Here is a 16,909-nt window from a genome sequence, read left to right on the forward strand (position 1 = left end):
GTATCTTGCATTAATGGTGATAACCAGTAGACTAATCCTCCAGTGTTCGGCACGTAGCGCAGCCTGGTAGCGCACGGTCATGGGGTGTCCGGGGTCGGAGGTTCAAATCCTCTCGTGCCGACCAAATTCCCTGAAAAGCAGCCCTAAAGGCTGCTTTTTTCGTTTCTTTATTTTGCATATATACTTTGCTTGCTTCAAACAGGTCCTGACAGGGCTATTCATGCCCTGAGATCCCCACGAGGTGACATTAGACCCAAAGAACATCCATAGCTTAGAGACTGACTTCAGGTGCAAGTGCCTTCCATAGGATGGGATGGCGGCCTAAGCGCGATCAAACACGGCAAAAGGTTTTACTATTTCAGCCCTTTCATCCAGACCAATTCATTTTCATCTTGTCATTCTTTGATCAACGCCACTCAAGGTGATTTAACCTCTACCTCAGGACTGAACGCGGCCTTAAATCTAATGTGTCATTCTGAATCAATAACAAGCTGTAATAGCTGATGTTTTTTATATTCTTCCCTTGCCATTAATTCTCTGACCCTTTCTACAGCGTACATATCCCACACACATACCCCATAAAAAAGGAAGCTTATCAGCCTAATGCCAGCCATTTAAGCGACAGGTGATAACGCAGTCTGGTGCCGGCGTGCTCTGAAACCTCAGTGTGTATTGTCAAAAAGGGCACGAGAGTGGAGGCCTGAGCGCCTCTGCTGCTGAAAGGGCTATCCGCAGCGCTGAGGCGTGACGGTGGGCCAGAAGTCCACGCCGGGAAGCGTGGACAGGTCGGGGCCGGCCAGGGAGGGCCGATCCCCGAACGGTTCGTCGGCACGACGTCAAAGCCGAAGGTACCGCGTGAGCGGCGCGAGGACGGCCCGGCAGCAGCAGAGGTACTCAGGCCCGCACTGCGACTCGTTCGCCCAGAAAAAAAGCTGCCACGTTTGACCGTGACAGCCTTTACAAATCTAATTTTAACTGATCAGCATTAGGCTTATCAGCCCCCTCTTAATTGATCTCTTTTCAGATAACCGACAAACTGCCCTTGCTTCATCAGCGCCACTTTACCGCTCTTATAGATGATCACATTAAACAACCCTTGCTGATAGGTTGTCGCTTTCTCTGTGACTTCATGCGGGGCTGCTGGTTTCCCGTCAACAGTGACAATCCCTGAGCTGTCTCTTTTAACAGTGACACCGTACCCTTTCCACTGCGATACCTTACCAGTCGATAAAGTGTGATTATGTGAAGGAGATGCAGAGGCAAAGTTAAGAATATTCAGGGAAAGCGCTACCACAAGTATAAATTTCTTCATTTTTTATTCATCCACTCTCTGACAAGGTAAGGAGTAGCAATAGTCGCTATCGTTGTCGCTTGGTTGGCTAATGAGCTGATAGTAAAAAATAAACTCTTTTTAATATTACCCCTTAGTGAAAATGAGAGTGCCCGCCAAAACCTTCTGACCGACTGTTATCAGCGCCATAGCCATGACCGCCAAAAGCGTGGCTATGCGCGTTTTCTTGCCCGTGTCCATCATGACCAGTTGTAGTTGAATGGCCTGATTTACCACTCGCACCACCTTTAACAGCTGTACGCTGGAAAGCGGCAACGTGTGGGACAGCAATTTGTTCAGCAGGATTCAAGGCTGCAATAGCGCCAGCGGTTGTAGTTTGAGAAACCCCGTGGATAGTTGCTGTTACTGGCGTGTTAGCTGGAAGGCTGGCGGCCGCTACATTAATGCTATGAGCATTATCCAGGCTTACTTTGTTGATTGAAGCCACACCCATAGTTTTCTGTTGTTGCTGGGTGATGCCTAAGCGGTATGAAGTGGCATTAACTACAGGCGCTGTTGCAGACTGATTATTTTTTGCATCTATGTAGGATTGTCCAAACTGTTTGTTAATCTGGTTAGTCTGTTGTGCTGTTACCTGATTACGGTAGTGAGTACCATTCACTGCATTCTCAGCGGCAATACGGTTAGCGATGGCCCTTTGGTTATTGCTGATTGTTGAAGCACTGAATGTAGAACCATCTGCATTGAACCGCCCTGAACCGTCACGGCTGGCCACATCATTAAAGGCCGCTACGGATTTAGCTTCAGCCGCGCGGAAGTTATCACGATTTTTAACAGCAGTATCAAACTCTCCCGCAAAAGCAGACACTGAAGAAACAGCGCTCACGAATAAAGCTATCATCCGGAATTTCATTATTTTTAATCTCTGTAAAGAAAGTTAAAGTTCTTTTGTGATAAAAATTAACGGGCGAACTTTAAACTTAATCTGAGAGACAATTTTTGATTAAAATTAATAAAACACCAGAAACAAAAAAGCTTCTTTATAGTGACCACGGCTCTCATTTGACAATGCATGTCACTACTATCGCTGGCCTGGAGCTTGATTTTTAGCCTTACCGGCTTTCCACTCATGGAGCCAGACCTTAAGCCATACAGCGCCCTTTCAGTACTCACTCTCTGTGATATTCAGAGGGTGCAATAAATATTTATGGCCAGGATTCGACTTGCTCCACCAGGCATTCACACATCACGACTGACCTGCTCCCTGTCATCAAACCTTAACGTTCCTCGCACCTTCCACAATCCGTTCTATACTTAACTGCGTGTGGGTAACAAGAGGAGAGTTCATGACATATATTGAAAAAGACGATCCAACAGAAGCACCCGAGTCAGGCGATAAGCAACCTTCCCCGCCAGACCAGAAGTAACCCACGGGGCCGCGTCTGACGCGGCCTTTCTATCTCAGCTTACCTCTCCGTTTAACATTCAGAATATTCCCGTGTGGCAGTTAACATTCCTCTTACAATCAGCAGGTTAACAGTTGCATTATAATCTGATCTGCTTCACAAAATCGGCTACCGGCTGCGCTTATTCATCAAACTGAAACAAAAATGTCACAGAAAATGCCTACCCTGAAATCCCCAGAAATTGACGGATAATTTTTATGGCGATCAAAGCGAAAAGCCTGAAGGATGCAGAAGCGTTGCTGCATTCAGGCATTAGCAAAGTGGAACTGGCGTATGACATTGGCAGCGACGATTTCTTTCGTCTGGCAAGCCACTGGTGCGACCGAGGTGCACGCATCAGCAGGGGTCACCACCATTTCGTTGTTTCTCTGAAGAGTTTTGCCATTCCTCCCAACGACTGATTCCGGCGGGCTGCTTGCCCTGATCCATCGCGCCTGATTTAATGCCTTTTTGGTTTTGATGATGGTCCCGCATGCGCTATCCCGACCTGCCGCTGCCGCCTGTTGCAGGCGGCTTTATCCTTTCCCGGCACCTTAACCGCAGCGATCCTTTGCTGGCGGTGAGTCACTTCGATCCGCAAAAGTATCATGACGGGCTGGCTGTCGAATGGGATATTCCGCTGCCTGCCCGACTGCAGCAGGCTGTCAGTAAACGGCGTGCTGAATACCTCGCCAGCCGTCTGCTGGTCCGGTCAGTGATGGCAGAACTGGGTATTGCTGATTTCATTCTGTCCAATGCAGCCGATCGATCCCCCTGCTGGCCCGCTGGCATTCAGGCGTCACTGTCGCACAGTGCAGGCATCGCTGTGGTAGCGGCAACCCGTCAGCCCTGCGCTGTTGGGGTGGATGTCGAGCAGTTCATGTCGGAGACGACGGCGCATGAAACGGCTGAGTTGCTGATGAACGAGCAGGAACAGCACCTGTTACGGACGCTGCCCGTCTCTTTCCGCGCTGCCGCTACCCTGCTCTTCTCCCTCAAAGAGAGCGTTTATAAAGCCATGTGGCCGCAACTGCTTCAGCCGATGGACTTTCCGGATGCGGAACTGGTGTCGGTAGATTTCGCGCAGCAGCGCGCGACGTTGCGACTGACTAAGGACTTCAGCGGATGTTTTGCGATGGGGACGTTACTGGAGGCGAGCTTTGTGTGGCGGGATACTCAGGTAATCACGCTAATCACACATCGGCTTTAAAAAAACCGGCTAAACAATACGCGTTAAAACTTTGCGGTTTAGCCGGGGGTAACACAGACGAAAGAAAAGGTTCAGAATGGCAGAAACCGGGGTTTCTGCTGATCGCTAACGTAGCCTGGTTCAGGCGAAACACGCCACTACGCTTTTTTGCTAAGCTTTGCCAGCTGCCGTTAAAGCCCGGTGTCGGTGCGTTTCACCGAGTCGAGCGTGGCAAGATCGCGCTCATTACCGGTCAGCTCCGTCAACTTGCCTTCACGCATCTCCAGCAGCCGATCGGCATGAATGAAGTAGTGATCGTCATGGCTGATAGCTAACACCGTTTTACCCGCCTGCTGTAGCCACGGCAGCAGCTCGCGATAGAAGATACGTCGGAAGTGAGGGTCCTGATCCGCCGCCCACTCATCCAGTAGCAGCACATCGCGCTCTTCTGCCACCGCCAGCAGCAGTGCCAGTCGCTTACTCTGTCCTTTAGAAAGCTGCAGATTCAGCACTTTGTTGCCTTCAATCTTCAGCTTATCCTGCATCTTCAGTCTCTCCAGCCAGAGCTGAACCAGCGCCGGATTGGCCGCAATCCCCTCCCGCCCCATTAACCGGTCAAACAGGTGTAAGTCGGTAAAGACCGCCGAGAACTGACTGCGCCACACATCAAGCTCATCCGCCGTTATCGGCTTGCCATCCAGCAGCAGCGTGCCGGACTGAGGCTGATAAAGACCAGTCAGCAGCATCGCCAGCGTCGATTTCCCGCTGCCGTTGCCGCCAATCAGAAAGACCAGTTCGCCCCGGCGCAGCGTCAGGTTAACCGGCCCGACCTGGAAGCCGTTATCACCATAGTGAAAAGAGACGTCGCGCAACTCCAGCGTTTGCCAGTCTGAGGACGTGGAGGCGGAGTGGAATCCTGACTGATAAGGAGCAAGGTCAAAGGCATTGAGCTTACGGAATGCGACCTGGGCACTGAGCAACGTCGGTAACGCGCCCACCGCGGAGAGCAGCGGCGTGCGTAAAAACAGCAGCGTCAGGGAAAAGGTAGCGGCGACGGCGGTATTGGCCCAGCCCAGGCTGTTGGCCATAAAAAAGACCATGCCGATAGCGCCTAACGTCATGATATTTGACCAGTTGACCGCACTGAGATGATAAGTATCGGCGCGGACAATGTGGTGTCGCCAGGCGCGGGCATCTTCCTGATAAACCGTGTCGTAAACCTGCTGAGCGCGTGAGCGGTTAAGCTGTAGCTCTTTGCGCCCTTCAATCACCGTCTGATAATCGCGATAGAGGTTATCTTCGATTTCCCGCAGCTTTGCCATGTGCTGGTAAACCCGCGAGACCAGCAGCCAGCCGCCAACCAGCGTGACACCCAGCCAGACACTGGTTACCAGCAGCATTTTAGGCGACAGCCACGCGAGATAGATCGCCGAGCCAAGCGTAATAATAACACCCTGAAAGAGCTCCGGCAGACGCACAAAGGCCAGAGTAATGGCCCGCACGTCGCTGGTCAGTCCCGCCAGCAGCTGCGCACTGCCGAGTTGCTCGATGCGTTCAATGCGGGTATCGAGGATACGCTTGATAAATTCGCCGCGCAGTCGCCAGACAAACTGATGGCCAAGCATGGTCAGCGCCAGCTGCGAGGCCAGCGTCACCGCCATCAGCACCACCAGCTGCAACAGAAACTGCGGCAGTACCGCAAATGAGGTGTTGATGGCGACAATCATTTCGCGATTGATAAAGGCGATCATGCCGATACCCAGCACGGCGCTTAACAACGTGAGCGCAATCACCCCGATAAAAGGCCAGCGGAACTGGCGAAAAACAACGCTTAGCAACGTCATGCAGGCAATCCAGCAGTCAAAAAACAGCCTGCAGTGTAATGGGATGCAAAATGATAGCAATAGTTATTCGTACCACGCCGTAACCGGCGTGGTGGGTCAGAAAGCGCGTCGAAACGTCAGGTTATAACGCCAGGCACCCACCAGCGGATGAACGCCTGGCTTAAGTGGCAGGATGCCGTGGTAACGCAGGCGCGACGGCCCGCCCCACACCACAATGTCGCCATGCTCCAGCAGCACACGCTGGGTACTATCACCCCGTTCGAAACCGCCAAACTGAAAGACCGCCGGTAAACCCAGCGACACCGAAACGATAGGCTGACGCAGATCTTTCTCATCTTTATCCTGATGCAGCGTCAGCTTCGCGCCCGGCTCATAGCGATTAAGCAGGCAGGCATCCGGATTAAAGCCAGGGAACCCCGCCTCAGACGCCGCCTGCTGCGCCAGAGTACGAAACAGCGGCGGCATAGCCGGCCATTTACGCCCGTTCAGGTTGTCCTGCTGCTGATACTGGTAGCCGCGAGAATCCACCGACCAGCCGAAATCGCCACAGTTGGTCATCGCCACCGACATGCGATGGCCACCGGGCGTAATGCGATGGGCAAACGGATTCTGCTCCGCAATTGCCATTATTTGCTGATAAAGCGCCTCTGCATCCTCACGTGCGCGACGCCGCAGGATCACCGCGCCCTCAGCCAGCGTCTCCTGCCAGGGTTGTTCTTCACTAAACAGATCTAACATCAGGGTTCTCCGGATTCAGCGGGGATCAGGAAAGCAGCGAACTGCGGCGACATCCAGCTGACAAATTTATCGCCCTGCTTGCTGATCAGATAGACCGCCAGATGCTGTTCGATCGCCAGCGCCTGGGCTTTTTCCGTGCCAAGTACCATCAGTCCGGTATCCCAGCCATCGGCTTCCAGCGCCGTGGTGGCGATCACCGTGGCGGAAACCAGTTTATGCTCAATTGGCCGTCCGGTAACGGGATCGATAACATGAGAAATGCGTTTGCCGTCCAGTTCATAATAGTTGCGATAGCTGCCGGAGGTACTGATGCCGTGTCCCTGCAGATTAACGCGCGCCTGAACCGCATTCTCACGATCGGTCGGTTTCTGAATCGCCACCCGCCACGGCTGCTGCTGCGCATTAAGGCCACGGCTCAGCACGGCGCCGCCCACAGACACCAGATAGTTATTGATGCCGAGCTGCTCCATCAGTCGCGCCAGATGATCGGTGGCGAAGCCCTCGCCCACCGTCGAGAGATCGACATAGAGACCTGGCAGATCTTTCTGCAGCCACTGTCCATCTGCGCCCTGCACCACCCGCAGATGCTGCAATCCGGTCTGCGCACGGGCGGCGGCGATTTGTGCCGCATCCGGCGTATGGCCGGGCTGCTTCGTCGGGCCAAAGCCCCATAAGTTGACCAGTGGCCCGACGGTAATATCCATCGCCCCGCCGGTTTTACGGCCAATCCGCAGTGAGGTCGTGACAATATCTGCCATGTTTTCACTCACCGGCTGCGGTGACAGGTCACGGCTTTGGTTGAAGCGCGATAAGGCGGAGTCTGGCTTCCAGGTAGAGAGCTCCGCATCGTCCGCATCCAGCTGCTGCTGAATCCGCTGTTGCAGTTCCGCTCTGCGCTCACTCGCCACACCGGCCATGCTTACCCGCCAGACGGTTCCCATGGTTTTTCCTTCCAGCACCAGCGCGGATGTGGTCGCTGGCTTATCACAGGCCGTTAACATCAACGCTAACATCGCTATAAACAGCAGATTAATCTGAGAACGCATCTTTCCTCACTTGTAACACTTTATTCAGCTCTGCTACAAAGCATAAACTTCGGGTAAAGACGCTTAAAGAGAGTTGAATATTTCTCTGAAACCTATCAGTATTCACCGGTCATCTACCCTGTATGCGCCTTTTATCAGGCGACTAACGTTAACCAAAGTAAGGAGCGGCAGATGATCTATCTGATTCTCGTCATTGCCCTGGGGCTGTTTATCTTCAGTAGCTATAAAGTCTTGCATCAGCGTCGTCATCGTCACATGACACCCTCACGCCCGCGCCAATAACAGGCTTCACTGCACCTGATTGGGGCAAGATCGCCCTGACGCGCGCGGCAAGTGTACCAAAGTGCGCGCGAGGTCTGTGGCTGTGAGAGCGGTAAAGCTGGCATGAATTCTGCACTGTTGAAACAGTGTTTATCTCTGAGAGGTGCAGAATGAAAAATTCACAGAAGTGGCAGTCAGCATGGCATCACTGGCTGAGCTTTTCAGCCTTCACCCTGGCAGGCGTGGCATTTGAAGGCGCGCGATTCGGCAGCGTGGTGTCGTCAGTGACAACCGCGCCGGAAGCCACCAAGTGGCGAAAGGCTGAAGCGCTCAGCCCGAAAGGTGACGCAGGAGCGCAGCGGTAACTGCGCTCCCGTACAACTCAGAACTGGTAAACCAGACCCAGTGCCACCACGTCGTCGGTATTGATACCGGCTGCGTCGGTGAAAGCGTTGTCGTCCAGCAGGTTGATCTGGTAATCAACATAGGTGGACATGTTTTTGTTGAAGTAGTAGGTCGCGCCAACGTCGATATATTTTTTCAGATTCTGTTTACCCCAGTTCTGAACATCGGTGCCGCGTGAGGTGACATACGCCAGGGATGGACGCAGGCCAAAGTCGAACTGATACTGCGCAACCAGTTCCCAGTTGTCCGCTTTATCCGCATAGCCATAAGCTGAAGAGTCATTGGTGCTGTCGCCGAAGCGGGTCGCATTGTACGAGCGTGAGTACATAGCCGCCAGATAGACGTTGTTCGCGTCATATTTCAGACCGCCAGTATAGACTTCCGCTTTATCGCCACTCCCGAGGATGCCTGATGTTGCGCTGTTCTGGTCGTTGGTACGGTCAGACTGGAAAGCAGACGCACCAATGCCGAAACCTGAACCCAGATCATAAGTTGTGCTCAGACCCCAGCCGTCGCCGTTCTGACCCAGTACGTCACGGCCATTCGGAGACTCGGTGCTGTTGCCATTCTTGCCCTGATACTGGACTGCAAAGTTCCAGCCATCCACCAGACCGAAGAAGTTATTGTTACGGTAGGTCGCCATGCCGTTACCGCGCTGATACATAAAGTTATCTGCGCCGTAGGTGTCGCCGCCGAACTCTGGCAGCACGTCGGTCCATGCGCCGATGTCGTAAGCTACGCCGTAGTTACGACCGTAGTCGAACGAACCTGCATCACCAAATTTCACACCGGCAAAGCCAACACGGGTGAAGCTGTCAGCCGTACCTTCAGACTCGGCGTTGTTCAGCGCCGCCTGGTATTCCCACTGGCCGTAACCGGTCAGCTCATTGCTGATTTCGGTTTCGCCTTTGAAGCCGAAGCGAACGTAAGACTGATCGCCATCAGAACCATCGTTATCAGAGAAGTAGTGCAGACCGTCAACTTTACCAAAGAGATCTAATTTGTTGCCGTCTTTGTTATAGATTTCAGCTGCGTTTGCTGATCCTGCTGCAACCAGCAACGCAGGGATCATCAGGGAGAGAACGCGACGTTTCATTTTATTACCCTCTGTTATGTGCCTTTATTATTTGCCACTGCTAACTGAATGATTAAAAATTCAGCCGGCAGGCCATTGTTGTTTTATAACGGGCAATAATCCACCAGGAAAATGCTACTAAATTTCCAAAAGTGTTTCATACGTCGAAACAGTTATTTCATAATGTAAATAACGGGGAACTAATAACCAGCACGGATCGATAAAAAATGGCGCACAAATCGATAAACCGATTCAGAGAGCTATGTTATCAACGGGTTACATCAGAGTATTCCGAAGCACTGAATGATAAAACTTATACGGAATCTGGTAATAGAATAGACCCCGCTATCATCATTTATTCCATTATTACCTTCATTCTCCCCGAATGAGATGTACAACTTATTATTTCCCGCCGGACAAGTTGTCCGGCATTTTTTTGCCTGCTGTTTGCCGTTCCGTTATATCTTCGTAAACTTTCTTAACCGGGTTAAATTAACTACGGCCTGTTTCCGCACATATTGTTAAAATACGCACACTTTGCGCCCTGACTGCCCAAATATCCGCCATGTTAATTTATCACCGTAATTAAGCAGGCGGATATTTTAGCTGGTGCGGATTTTCAGCGCTCGCGCATCGATTCTTTGACTTTATTCAGGGGCTTAATCAGATAATCCATAACCGATTTCTGACCGGTTTTAATCTCTACATTGGCCACCATACCGGGCACGATCGGGAATTTACGTCCGGCACGGTTAGTCAGCTCGGCTTTCTGGGTACGAACATAAACACGATAGTAATATTGATCACGTTTTACCTCATCCTGCAGGGTATCTGGCGAGACCGTTTCAACTTCGCCGTGCAGATCGCCATAGATGGAGGAGTCATAGGCGGTCACTTTGACGGTAGCCGCCAGACCGGGCCGGATATAAGCGATATCGCGTGGATTGATGCGCGTCTCAATCAGCAGTTGATCCTCCAGCGGGACGATTTCCATCAGTTTGCCGCCAGGCTCCAGTACCCCACCGACCGTGGTGACCTGAATATCTTTAACAATGCCGCGCACCGGTGAATAGAGCGTGGCACGCGTCAGCTGATCCTCTTTGCCTGCAGCAACCTGCAATTGCGCATCCAGTTCGGCATTGTTTTTCACCTGCTCTTCGTGGGCGCGCACCAGATAGTCATTGCGCGCCTCATCGATTTTGCCGCGCAGATCGCTGACCTGACGACGCAGTCGAATCACCTCGACCTGCCCTGCTGCGCCTTTGGCAACCAGCGGTTCCGTCAGGCGCAGTTCATCCTGCACCAGTCGCAGCGACTGCTGCAGATTACTGATGGTTTCGGTGAGATTACGGCGTCGCGACTCGTAGAGCTGCCGTTCGCGCGTCACCAGGTTCGGCTCCTTCAGCGTTTCGGCGCTGAATGTCAGCGGCGTGCCCGACAGCTCCGCCTCCAGCCGCTCGGACGAGGCGCGCAGGGTGCGCACTTTGGCCTGCGCCTCGCCGAAGTTCGACTGGAAGCGTGTCGGATCGAGGGTCGCCAGCACCTGCCCTTTTTCGACAATGTCGCCCTCATGCACGTTAAGCTGTTTGACGATGCCGCCATCCAGGCTGTCGATCACCTGCGCGCGGCTGGAAGGGGTGACTTTACCGGTGCCGACCGTGACCTCATCCAGAATGGCAAAGTGCGCCCAGATGAGAAAAATCGCCAGCGCGGCGGTGCAGAGCCAGATAATCGCCGATGTCCGGCGCTCATGACGGGCAAGATCTTTATCAACAATAACCAGACTCATGCGGTGTCTCCTTTACCTGGCGACGGTGCCGACGCGGGTGTCGTCGCACGGCGCAGGATCTCGTCGCGCGGGCCGTCGGCCACAATCCGGCCGTTATCCATCACCACTATACGATCGACCATCTTCAGCAGCGCCGGACGGTGCGTCACCAGCACCAGCGTCCGGCCGCTGATCCAGCCCTGTAGCTGACGGATCACATGCTCCTCCAGCTGTTCATCCATCGCCGCGGTGGGTTCATCCAGCAACACCACCTGCGGCTGACGCAGGATCAACCGGCTCAGCATCACCATCTGACGCTGGCCGCCCGAAAGTCCGCGCCCGCCTTCATTGATAATGCGGTCCAGGCTGGCGGCATCCTGCTGGACCAGCGACAGCGCGCCACTGATGCGCAGCGCCTGCAGCATCTCCTGTTCGCTGGCATGGGGATTGCCCAGCATCAGATTCTGCCGCAGCGTGCCAAAAAAGAGGCGGGAGTCGTGCGACAGCCAGCCGAGCTGACGACGTAAATCGGTGGGATCGATACGCTCAATATCGACGCCATCGACAATCACTTTGCCCTGCGTAGCCAGCGCCTGACCGGCGAGGATCTTCAGCAGCGTCGATTTCCCTGCTCCGACTTTGCCCAGTATGGCAATCTTCTCGCCGGGCTTAATCTGCAGCTGCTGAACGTTGAGCACATTCTTTTCATTCTCTTCGTCATAGCTGTAGTGCACATTGCGCAGATCGTACTGGCCGGTGAGCGTCGGGCAGTGTGCCAGCGTCGTCGCTTCAGGCTGATCAAGCGGCTTTTTCAGCAACTCGTCCAGCCCTTTCATCGCCATTTTGGCGTGCTGCCAGCGCGAGAAGACCATGGTCAGCTGCATCAGCGGGGCGATGGTGCGTGATGAGAGCAGGCTGCAGGCAACCAGCGTACCGGTAGTGATTTGCGAATCGAGCACCAGATAGACACCAAATACCAGCATGCCCGCATAGGTGAGCTGCTGCACAGTCGAGGCCCAGCCGGTGAGACGCGCGCCCCACAACCGCTGCTGGTTACTGATTGAGGCGCTGACTTCGTGCGTCTGCTCCCACTGACGCTGAAAATAGGGTTCCGCCTGCAGCGCCTTGATATCCTCAATCCCTTCAATGGTCTCTACCAGCACCGCATTGCGCAGCGCGCCCTCGCGCAGCCCCTCTTTGGCCAGCCGCGCCATCGGGATCTGCACCAGCAGACCGGGAATGACGATCAGCGGGATCGCTGCCAGCGGAATCAGCACCAGCCAGCCGCCAACAAACGACATAATAAACAGGAACAGGATAACAAACGGCAGATCGGCCGCTGCGCCTACCGTGGTCGAGGTGAGCAGCTCACGCACCTGGTCGATCTCACGCAGCTGCGAGATAAACGAACCGGTCGACTTCGGACGCGCCTCATTACGTATGCTCATCGCCCGGGCAAACAGCATGGCCGAGACTTTCAGGTCGATGCGTTTGCCCATTAAGTCTGACACCTGGGTCCGCATCAGCCGGATCAGATACTCAATGGCCGCAGCGATCAGCACGCCGACAAACAGTACCCACAGCGTGGACTGCGACTGGGCCGGAATCACCCGATCGTAGACCTGCATCGAAAAGAGAATACCGGCCAGTGCCAGCACATTACTGATCACCGAGGCCAGCGAAATTTCCGTGATACGGCGGCCCATACCGCGAAAATTTTTCCAGAACCAGTGTGGCTCATAAGGCTGAACGAATTCGTCGATGCGCGCATCACGGCCACGCGCCGCTACGCCAATCACGCCGACATCGCCCTGGGCGCGTGCCAGCAGTTCTGATAACGCGCTTTCACGCACCACATCGCCGCCCTCACTGAGCCAGTAGCGCGCGCTGTTGTCTGAATCGATGCTCTCCAGCACCGCCACGCTGGCATTCTCCAGCACCAGCACCACCGGGGTGATCTCCTGACGCCAGCGCAGTTTGTTCTGCGGCACCATGGTCAGATGCAGTCCCAGCAGGCCGGAGAGTCGTTCCAGCTGCTGTGACACCGGCAGATGTTCAAACCAGCGCATCTGCTGACGCAGGGTTTTGCCATCGGCAGGTTTACCGAATCGCGCGGCTACGCGCAGCATGGCGGCAATCCAGTTATCGGTATTCAGGGTTGATGTACTCATTATTAATGCCTTATCGCTATTGCAGCGAAGGAAGGAGATCGCCGCTGCTTTGCTGGCGATCGATACCCATGATATCGAGCAGATTGTCTACCGCGGCGGCATAACGCACGGTGGCGTCCCAGCCATCGTAAAGCGCGGTGATACGTGAGCTGTCAGCCTGAAACACATCCTGTTCCACGCTAAGCAGATCGTTCAGGCTGCGCTTACTCAGGCGATATTCATCGGCGTAGACATTACGGGTATGGTCGGCGCTGGCCAGCTGCACTTCCCCGGCAGCCTGCCGCTGCTGCGCGCCAATCATGTCGGCATAGGCGGTAGAGGCGTTTTGATTGATGGCGAGCTTGGCCTGCTGAATAGCGGCCTGCGCCGCTTCACGATCGCCCTCCGCTGACTGGGTTTTCGCATTCACCAGGCCGCCCTGATAAAGCGGCGCTTCCACCTGCAGCTGCACTTCATCATCCCAGTAAGATTGACGATCGTTTTCATAGCGGGTCCGGCCCGCCTGCACTTTAATCGTCGGCCAGTGACCGGACTCTGCCTGGCGCACCCGTTCACGAGCGGCTTCCTGCTTCGACTGCGCACTGCGCACCGCCGCGCTGCTTTCATAGGCGATTTTGTCGAGGGTGATCTGCTGCTTAAGCAGCGCCTGTGGCAGTTCAGGCAGCGTAGCGGGGACCACGCCGGTCAGCACGGTCAGTTGCGCGGTGGCGGAACGATGCTGGGCGCGATATTGCTCCAGCGTGGCCTGCATCGCGGCGATGCGGGTTTCTGCCTGCAGCACGTCGGACTGGGAATTGAGGCCGGCATCGGCGCGCAGTTTCGCGATATCCCGCACGCGCTTCAGCGAGGCAATATTGGTATGCGCCGTTTCTGCCAGCGCCTGGTAACGTTTGACTTCGAGGTAGGCCTGCAGCGTATCTTCCGCCACGGTGGTCATCGAGTCGAACAGGCTGTAACGATAAGCATCCGACAGCGCGTGCTGCTCATCGATGGCGCTGCCGGTGCGGCCAAAGTCGTAGAGCAGCTGGCTGAGTGTGATACCGCCGGAGCCGTTATTGTTCAGGCTCCCGGCGGAGTCAGTCTGATGAGAGCGTCCCGCCGCGCCCTGCAGTGAGATCTGCGGATACCAGGCGCTGCGGGCGGCATCAAGATCCCCCTCACCGATGTGGATCTGTGCCGCCGCTTCCGAGATTTTCGGATTGCGGGCGAAGGCCCGAAGAATGGCGTCGCGCAGCGTTAAGCTGGCAATCTGCTCTTCGGTGGGCGCGGCGCGCCAGTTAAATTCGGCTTTAGGTAACGGTGCGGCAAAGGCCGCGTGCACTGCAACGCCACTCAGGGCGCACAACAAAAAAGTTAATCGCGCTTTGTTCATTATCCATACCAACAGGGGTTCTTATCATCATGGTGTTTTTCCTGGTGAACAAAGCGAGCAAAAAGGGGTGCTACTCAGCGTCTGACAGATTTACTGCGTTATTTTATTTATGGTTCGCAAGCGAGACGCTAAACGACCTTTAACATTATTAGATCAGATCCCGCGCTTATTCCTGCTAAAAACAGATGAAATCGTTAATATTTCTGCTGAACGAACGAAAAGCAACCACTGAGCGAGCTCGCGCCAATCCAGACAGGCTTAACAGACCTGTCCGGAAGGCAGTGCGTTTACTAATGTGTCAGCGTCAGACCAGGGGGTGTGCCGCAGGATGCTGCAGCAGGTGGTCGGCGAGCGTATAAGGAATATCAGAGAACAGATGACTTTCCTGCGGTGCGGCGGCGGCAGAAGATGCCTGCGCCACGTGCGCCGTCTCCGCCTGCTGGGTCAGGCTGACCGTCTCCAGCAACTGGTCCACCGTCTGACCCTCCAGCGGGTTGGCACTTTCAGTATGTGATGCCACCTGCACCGTCTGGCTGGCACTGGCCAGATTACCGGCGCTGTCTTTGCCGCTGACTGTCATCTGGTACTCACCATCGTCCAGCGGTGCCAGCTGCCCGGCCAGAATAGTCAGCGCCCAGCCGCCATCGGCTTTTACACTGGCGCTGTAGTGCTGATCGCCCAGCGTTAATTCCACCAGGCTGCCCGGTTGCAGATGACTGGAGCTGCCCTGAATCAGATGCCAGCTGTTGACATCGGCAGCATCAATTTTGTTATCACCAAAAGCCGTGTCCAGGGTCAGCGTTGGCCGCTGGTGCACGGCTACGGTAAAGAGTTTATCGCTGGTCTGGGTGTCGCTGTTGCCATATTCATCCCAGCGGTGAAAGGTGGCGGCGACCGGGCCATCCGGCAGTGCCAGCAGCTCGCTGGAGGTCAGTGTTACCATACCTTTGGCATCGGGCTGGTAGGTTTTACCGTTGATCTCCAGGGTGTTGGCGCCTTCAACGTAGAAGCTCAGATCGTGCTGCGCCTCCTGATAGTTGAGCGTCATGTCACCGCCGATATCCATTTCGGTGTAGATCGGAATAAAACCGGTGTGGATATTCAGCTCATGCGTGACGTCGATGTAGTTTTTGGCCCCGTCGATCGACCAGGCGCGGATTTCCCCAACGTTGATAAAGGCGTGCACATCCGCTGCCGGGATCACCACCTGCCAGTGTCCATCATCGCCTATGGTGGCGGCATAATCTTTCTGGTTGGCACCCGTGATCACCAGGCGATGGCCCGGCATGACGGTGGAGAGCGTGCCGCTCAGTAGCAGGTCCTGCTGGCTTTCTGCCAGGTTTATCACATCGTCCGCAGTGATCTTATCGAAGCTAATTTTTGGCAGGCTACTCAGATGGGTGATCAGCGTCAGATCGTGATATTCGGTGGCGGTTTTTCCATTGGGATCGGTCGCCGTGACTTTCAGGCTGTAGACCCCGTCTTTCAGCGCCTGCATATCGCTTTCATGAAATGAGCCATACCACTTACCGTCATTTCCCATGCTGGCGGTGGTGGTTTGCGTACCCAGCGTCAGTTTCAGCACCGACCCCACCGGCAAGTGCGTTGCGCTGCCGCTAATCTCGACGCCATAAATGCTCTCAGCAATACTCACCGCGTTGTCACCACTGACCGTGTCCACGGTCAGGGTAGGTTTGATCGTGCGGTCGGTATAGAGACCAAAATCAACGGTAGTTGCCGTGCTTTGCCCTGCTTTATCGGTAATGGTCAGCGTCAGCGTGTGATTGCCATCCGCTACGCCTTTCAGCGCATCAGCCGGCATGGAGGCGTTCCAGTAGCCCCACTTATTGACGGTGCTGTGCCAGCTTTGATCGTTGAAGGTCAGCGTGACGGTGGAGCCCGCTTCACCTTCAGCACGACCGCGCAGATGCACCGGCTTTTGCGCTTCCCAGCCAGCGATCACGCCATCACTGGCGATCGGTTCATAGGGTCGCAGCATAGCTGGCGGCGAACTTTTCACCGCGCTGACAGCCAGTGTGCTGTCGTTGAGCGGGCTGCTATGCAGTGACTCGGTGGAGAGCGTAGTGATCGGCAGGCTCTGGCCCGGCGTGGCGAAAGGAAGGCTCAGACTTTGCGTGGCGGCTGGCGCAATGGCGGGCACAGCGCTATCGGCGACGGCAAAATCGCTCACCGCCGTCTGAAAAATGGATTCAAGCCGGGTAGTACGAAGCGTATCGCGTGATGACATAGGTAACCTCAGTTCAGAACAGAAACGCAGACAAAAACCATCGGATAAACCGATCG

At 54.7% G+C, this 16,909-nt stretch carries 14 protein-coding genes and 1 tRNA gene; 5 read left to right on the plus strand and 10 right to left on the minus strand.

Features of this window, described 5'->3' with window-relative positions; all coding sequences use genetic code 11:
• Positions 1-47 precede the first annotated feature (47 nt).
• Positions 48-124: transfer RNA gene (locus NR195_RS13420), tRNA-Pro, on the plus strand.
• An 870-nt stretch (positions 125-994) separates the two neighbouring features.
• On the opposite strand, the gene NR195_RS22975 is transcribed toward NR195_RS13420, so the two are convergent.
• Both NR195_RS22975 and NR195_RS13430 read right to left on the minus strand, forming a co-directional pair.
• Positions 995-1,312, minus strand: a complete 318-nt coding sequence (locus tag NR195_RS22975; protein ID WP_372340761.1) for a hypothetical protein — start codon at positions 1,310-1,312, stop codon at positions 995-997.
• A 112-nt stretch (positions 1,313-1,424) separates the two neighbouring features.
• Entirely contained in the window at positions 1,425-2,192 is a 768-nt protein-coding gene (locus tag NR195_RS13430; protein WP_187508505.1) for a hypothetical protein, read from the minus strand.
• A gap of 762 nt (positions 2,193-2,954) precedes the next feature.
• On the opposite strand from NR195_RS13430, the gene NR195_RS13440 reads away from it, so the two are divergent.
• Both NR195_RS13440 and NR195_RS13445 read left to right on the plus strand, forming a co-directional pair.
• Positions 2,955-3,158, plus strand: coding sequence for a hypothetical protein (locus NR195_RS13440; protein WP_003854174.1), 204 nt, complete (start codon positions 2,955-2,957; stop codon positions 3,156-3,158).
• A 71-nt stretch (positions 3,159-3,229) separates the two neighbouring features.
• The gene (locus NR195_RS13445) at positions 3,230-3,946 is read left to right on the plus strand and encodes a 4'-phosphopantetheinyl transferase (protein WP_256844611.1); all 717 of its coding nucleotides are present in this window, start codon (positions 3,230-3,232) and stop codon (positions 3,944-3,946) included.
• A gap of 170 nt (positions 3,947-4,116) precedes the next feature.
• On the opposite strand, the gene NR195_RS13450 is transcribed toward NR195_RS13445, so the two are convergent.
• The 3 genes from NR195_RS13450 to apbE form a co-directional block, all read right to left on the minus strand.
• The gene (locus NR195_RS13450; protein WP_256844612.1) at positions 4,117-5,769 is read right to left on the minus strand and encodes a multidrug ABC transporter permease/ATP-binding protein; all 1,653 of its coding nucleotides are present in this window, start codon (positions 5,767-5,769) and stop codon (positions 4,117-4,119) included.
• Positions 5,770-5,865: 96 nt separating this feature from the next.
• Entirely contained in the window at positions 5,866-6,507 is a 642-nt protein-coding gene (gene alkB / locus NR195_RS13455) for a DNA oxidative demethylase AlkB (protein ID WP_033767444.1), read from the minus strand.
• Positions 6,507-7,553, minus strand: coding sequence for an FAD:protein FMN transferase ApbE (apbE, locus tag NR195_RS13460; protein ID WP_033767447.1), 1,047 nt, complete (start codon positions 7,551-7,553; stop codon positions 6,507-6,509). The genes alkB and apbE overlap by 1 nt, the downstream gene beginning before the upstream one ends.
• Positions 7,554-7,724: 171 nt before the next feature.
• Between apbE and NR195_RS13465 the strand changes: the two genes are divergently transcribed.
• Positions 7,725-7,835: a hypothetical protein gene (locus tag NR195_RS13465; RefSeq protein WP_010248361.1), complete on the plus strand. Its 111-nt coding sequence runs from the start codon at positions 7,725-7,727 to the stop codon at positions 7,833-7,835.
• 149 nt (positions 7,836-7,984) lie between these two features.
• On the plus strand, positions 7,985-8,179 hold the full coding sequence (locus NR195_RS13470) for a hypothetical protein (protein WP_010248364.1): 195 nt from the start codon (positions 7,985-7,987) through the stop codon (positions 8,177-8,179).
• Positions 8,180-8,196: 17 nt separating this feature from the next.
• Here the strand turns inward: NR195_RS13470 and ompC are convergent, their stop codons facing one another.
• From ompC to NR195_RS13495, 5 genes are all read right to left on the minus strand, one after another.
• Positions 8,197-9,315 carry a porin OmpC gene (gene ompC / locus NR195_RS13475; RefSeq protein WP_256844613.1) on the minus strand — a complete coding sequence of 373 codons (1,119 nt, stop codon included), beginning with the start codon at positions 9,313-9,315 and terminating at the stop codon, positions 8,197-8,199.
• A gap of 598 nt (positions 9,316-9,913) precedes the next feature.
• The gene (locus NR195_RS13480) at positions 9,914-11,083 is read right to left on the minus strand and encodes an HlyD family efflux transporter periplasmic adaptor subunit (RefSeq protein ID WP_010248368.1); all 1,170 of its coding nucleotides are present in this window, start codon (positions 11,081-11,083) and stop codon (positions 9,914-9,916) included.
• On the minus strand, positions 11,080-13,233 hold the full coding sequence (locus NR195_RS13485) for a type I secretion system permease/ATPase (protein ID WP_010248371.1): 2,154 nt from the start codon (positions 13,231-13,233) through the stop codon (positions 11,080-11,082). Before NR195_RS13485 ends, NR195_RS13480 begins: the two co-directional genes overlap by 4 nt.
• A gap of 16 nt (positions 13,234-13,249) precedes the next feature.
• The gene (locus NR195_RS13490) at positions 13,250-14,605 is read right to left on the minus strand and encodes a TolC family outer membrane protein (RefSeq protein ID WP_010248373.1); all 1,356 of its coding nucleotides are present in this window, start codon (positions 14,603-14,605) and stop codon (positions 13,250-13,252) included.
• 304 nt (positions 14,606-14,909) lie between these two features.
• Positions 14,910-16,853: an Ig-like domain-containing protein gene (locus NR195_RS13495; protein ID WP_062758677.1), complete on the minus strand. Its 1,944-nt coding sequence runs from the start codon at positions 16,851-16,853 to the stop codon at positions 14,910-14,912.
• Positions 16,854-16,909: the final 56 nt, after the last annotated feature.

Origin of the sequence: Pantoea sp. Ft-CA_14 (assembly GCF_024520875.1) — a bacterium.
Taxonomy (GTDB): Bacteria; Pseudomonadota; Gammaproteobacteria; order Enterobacterales; family Enterobacteriaceae; genus Pantoea; species Pantoea agglomerans.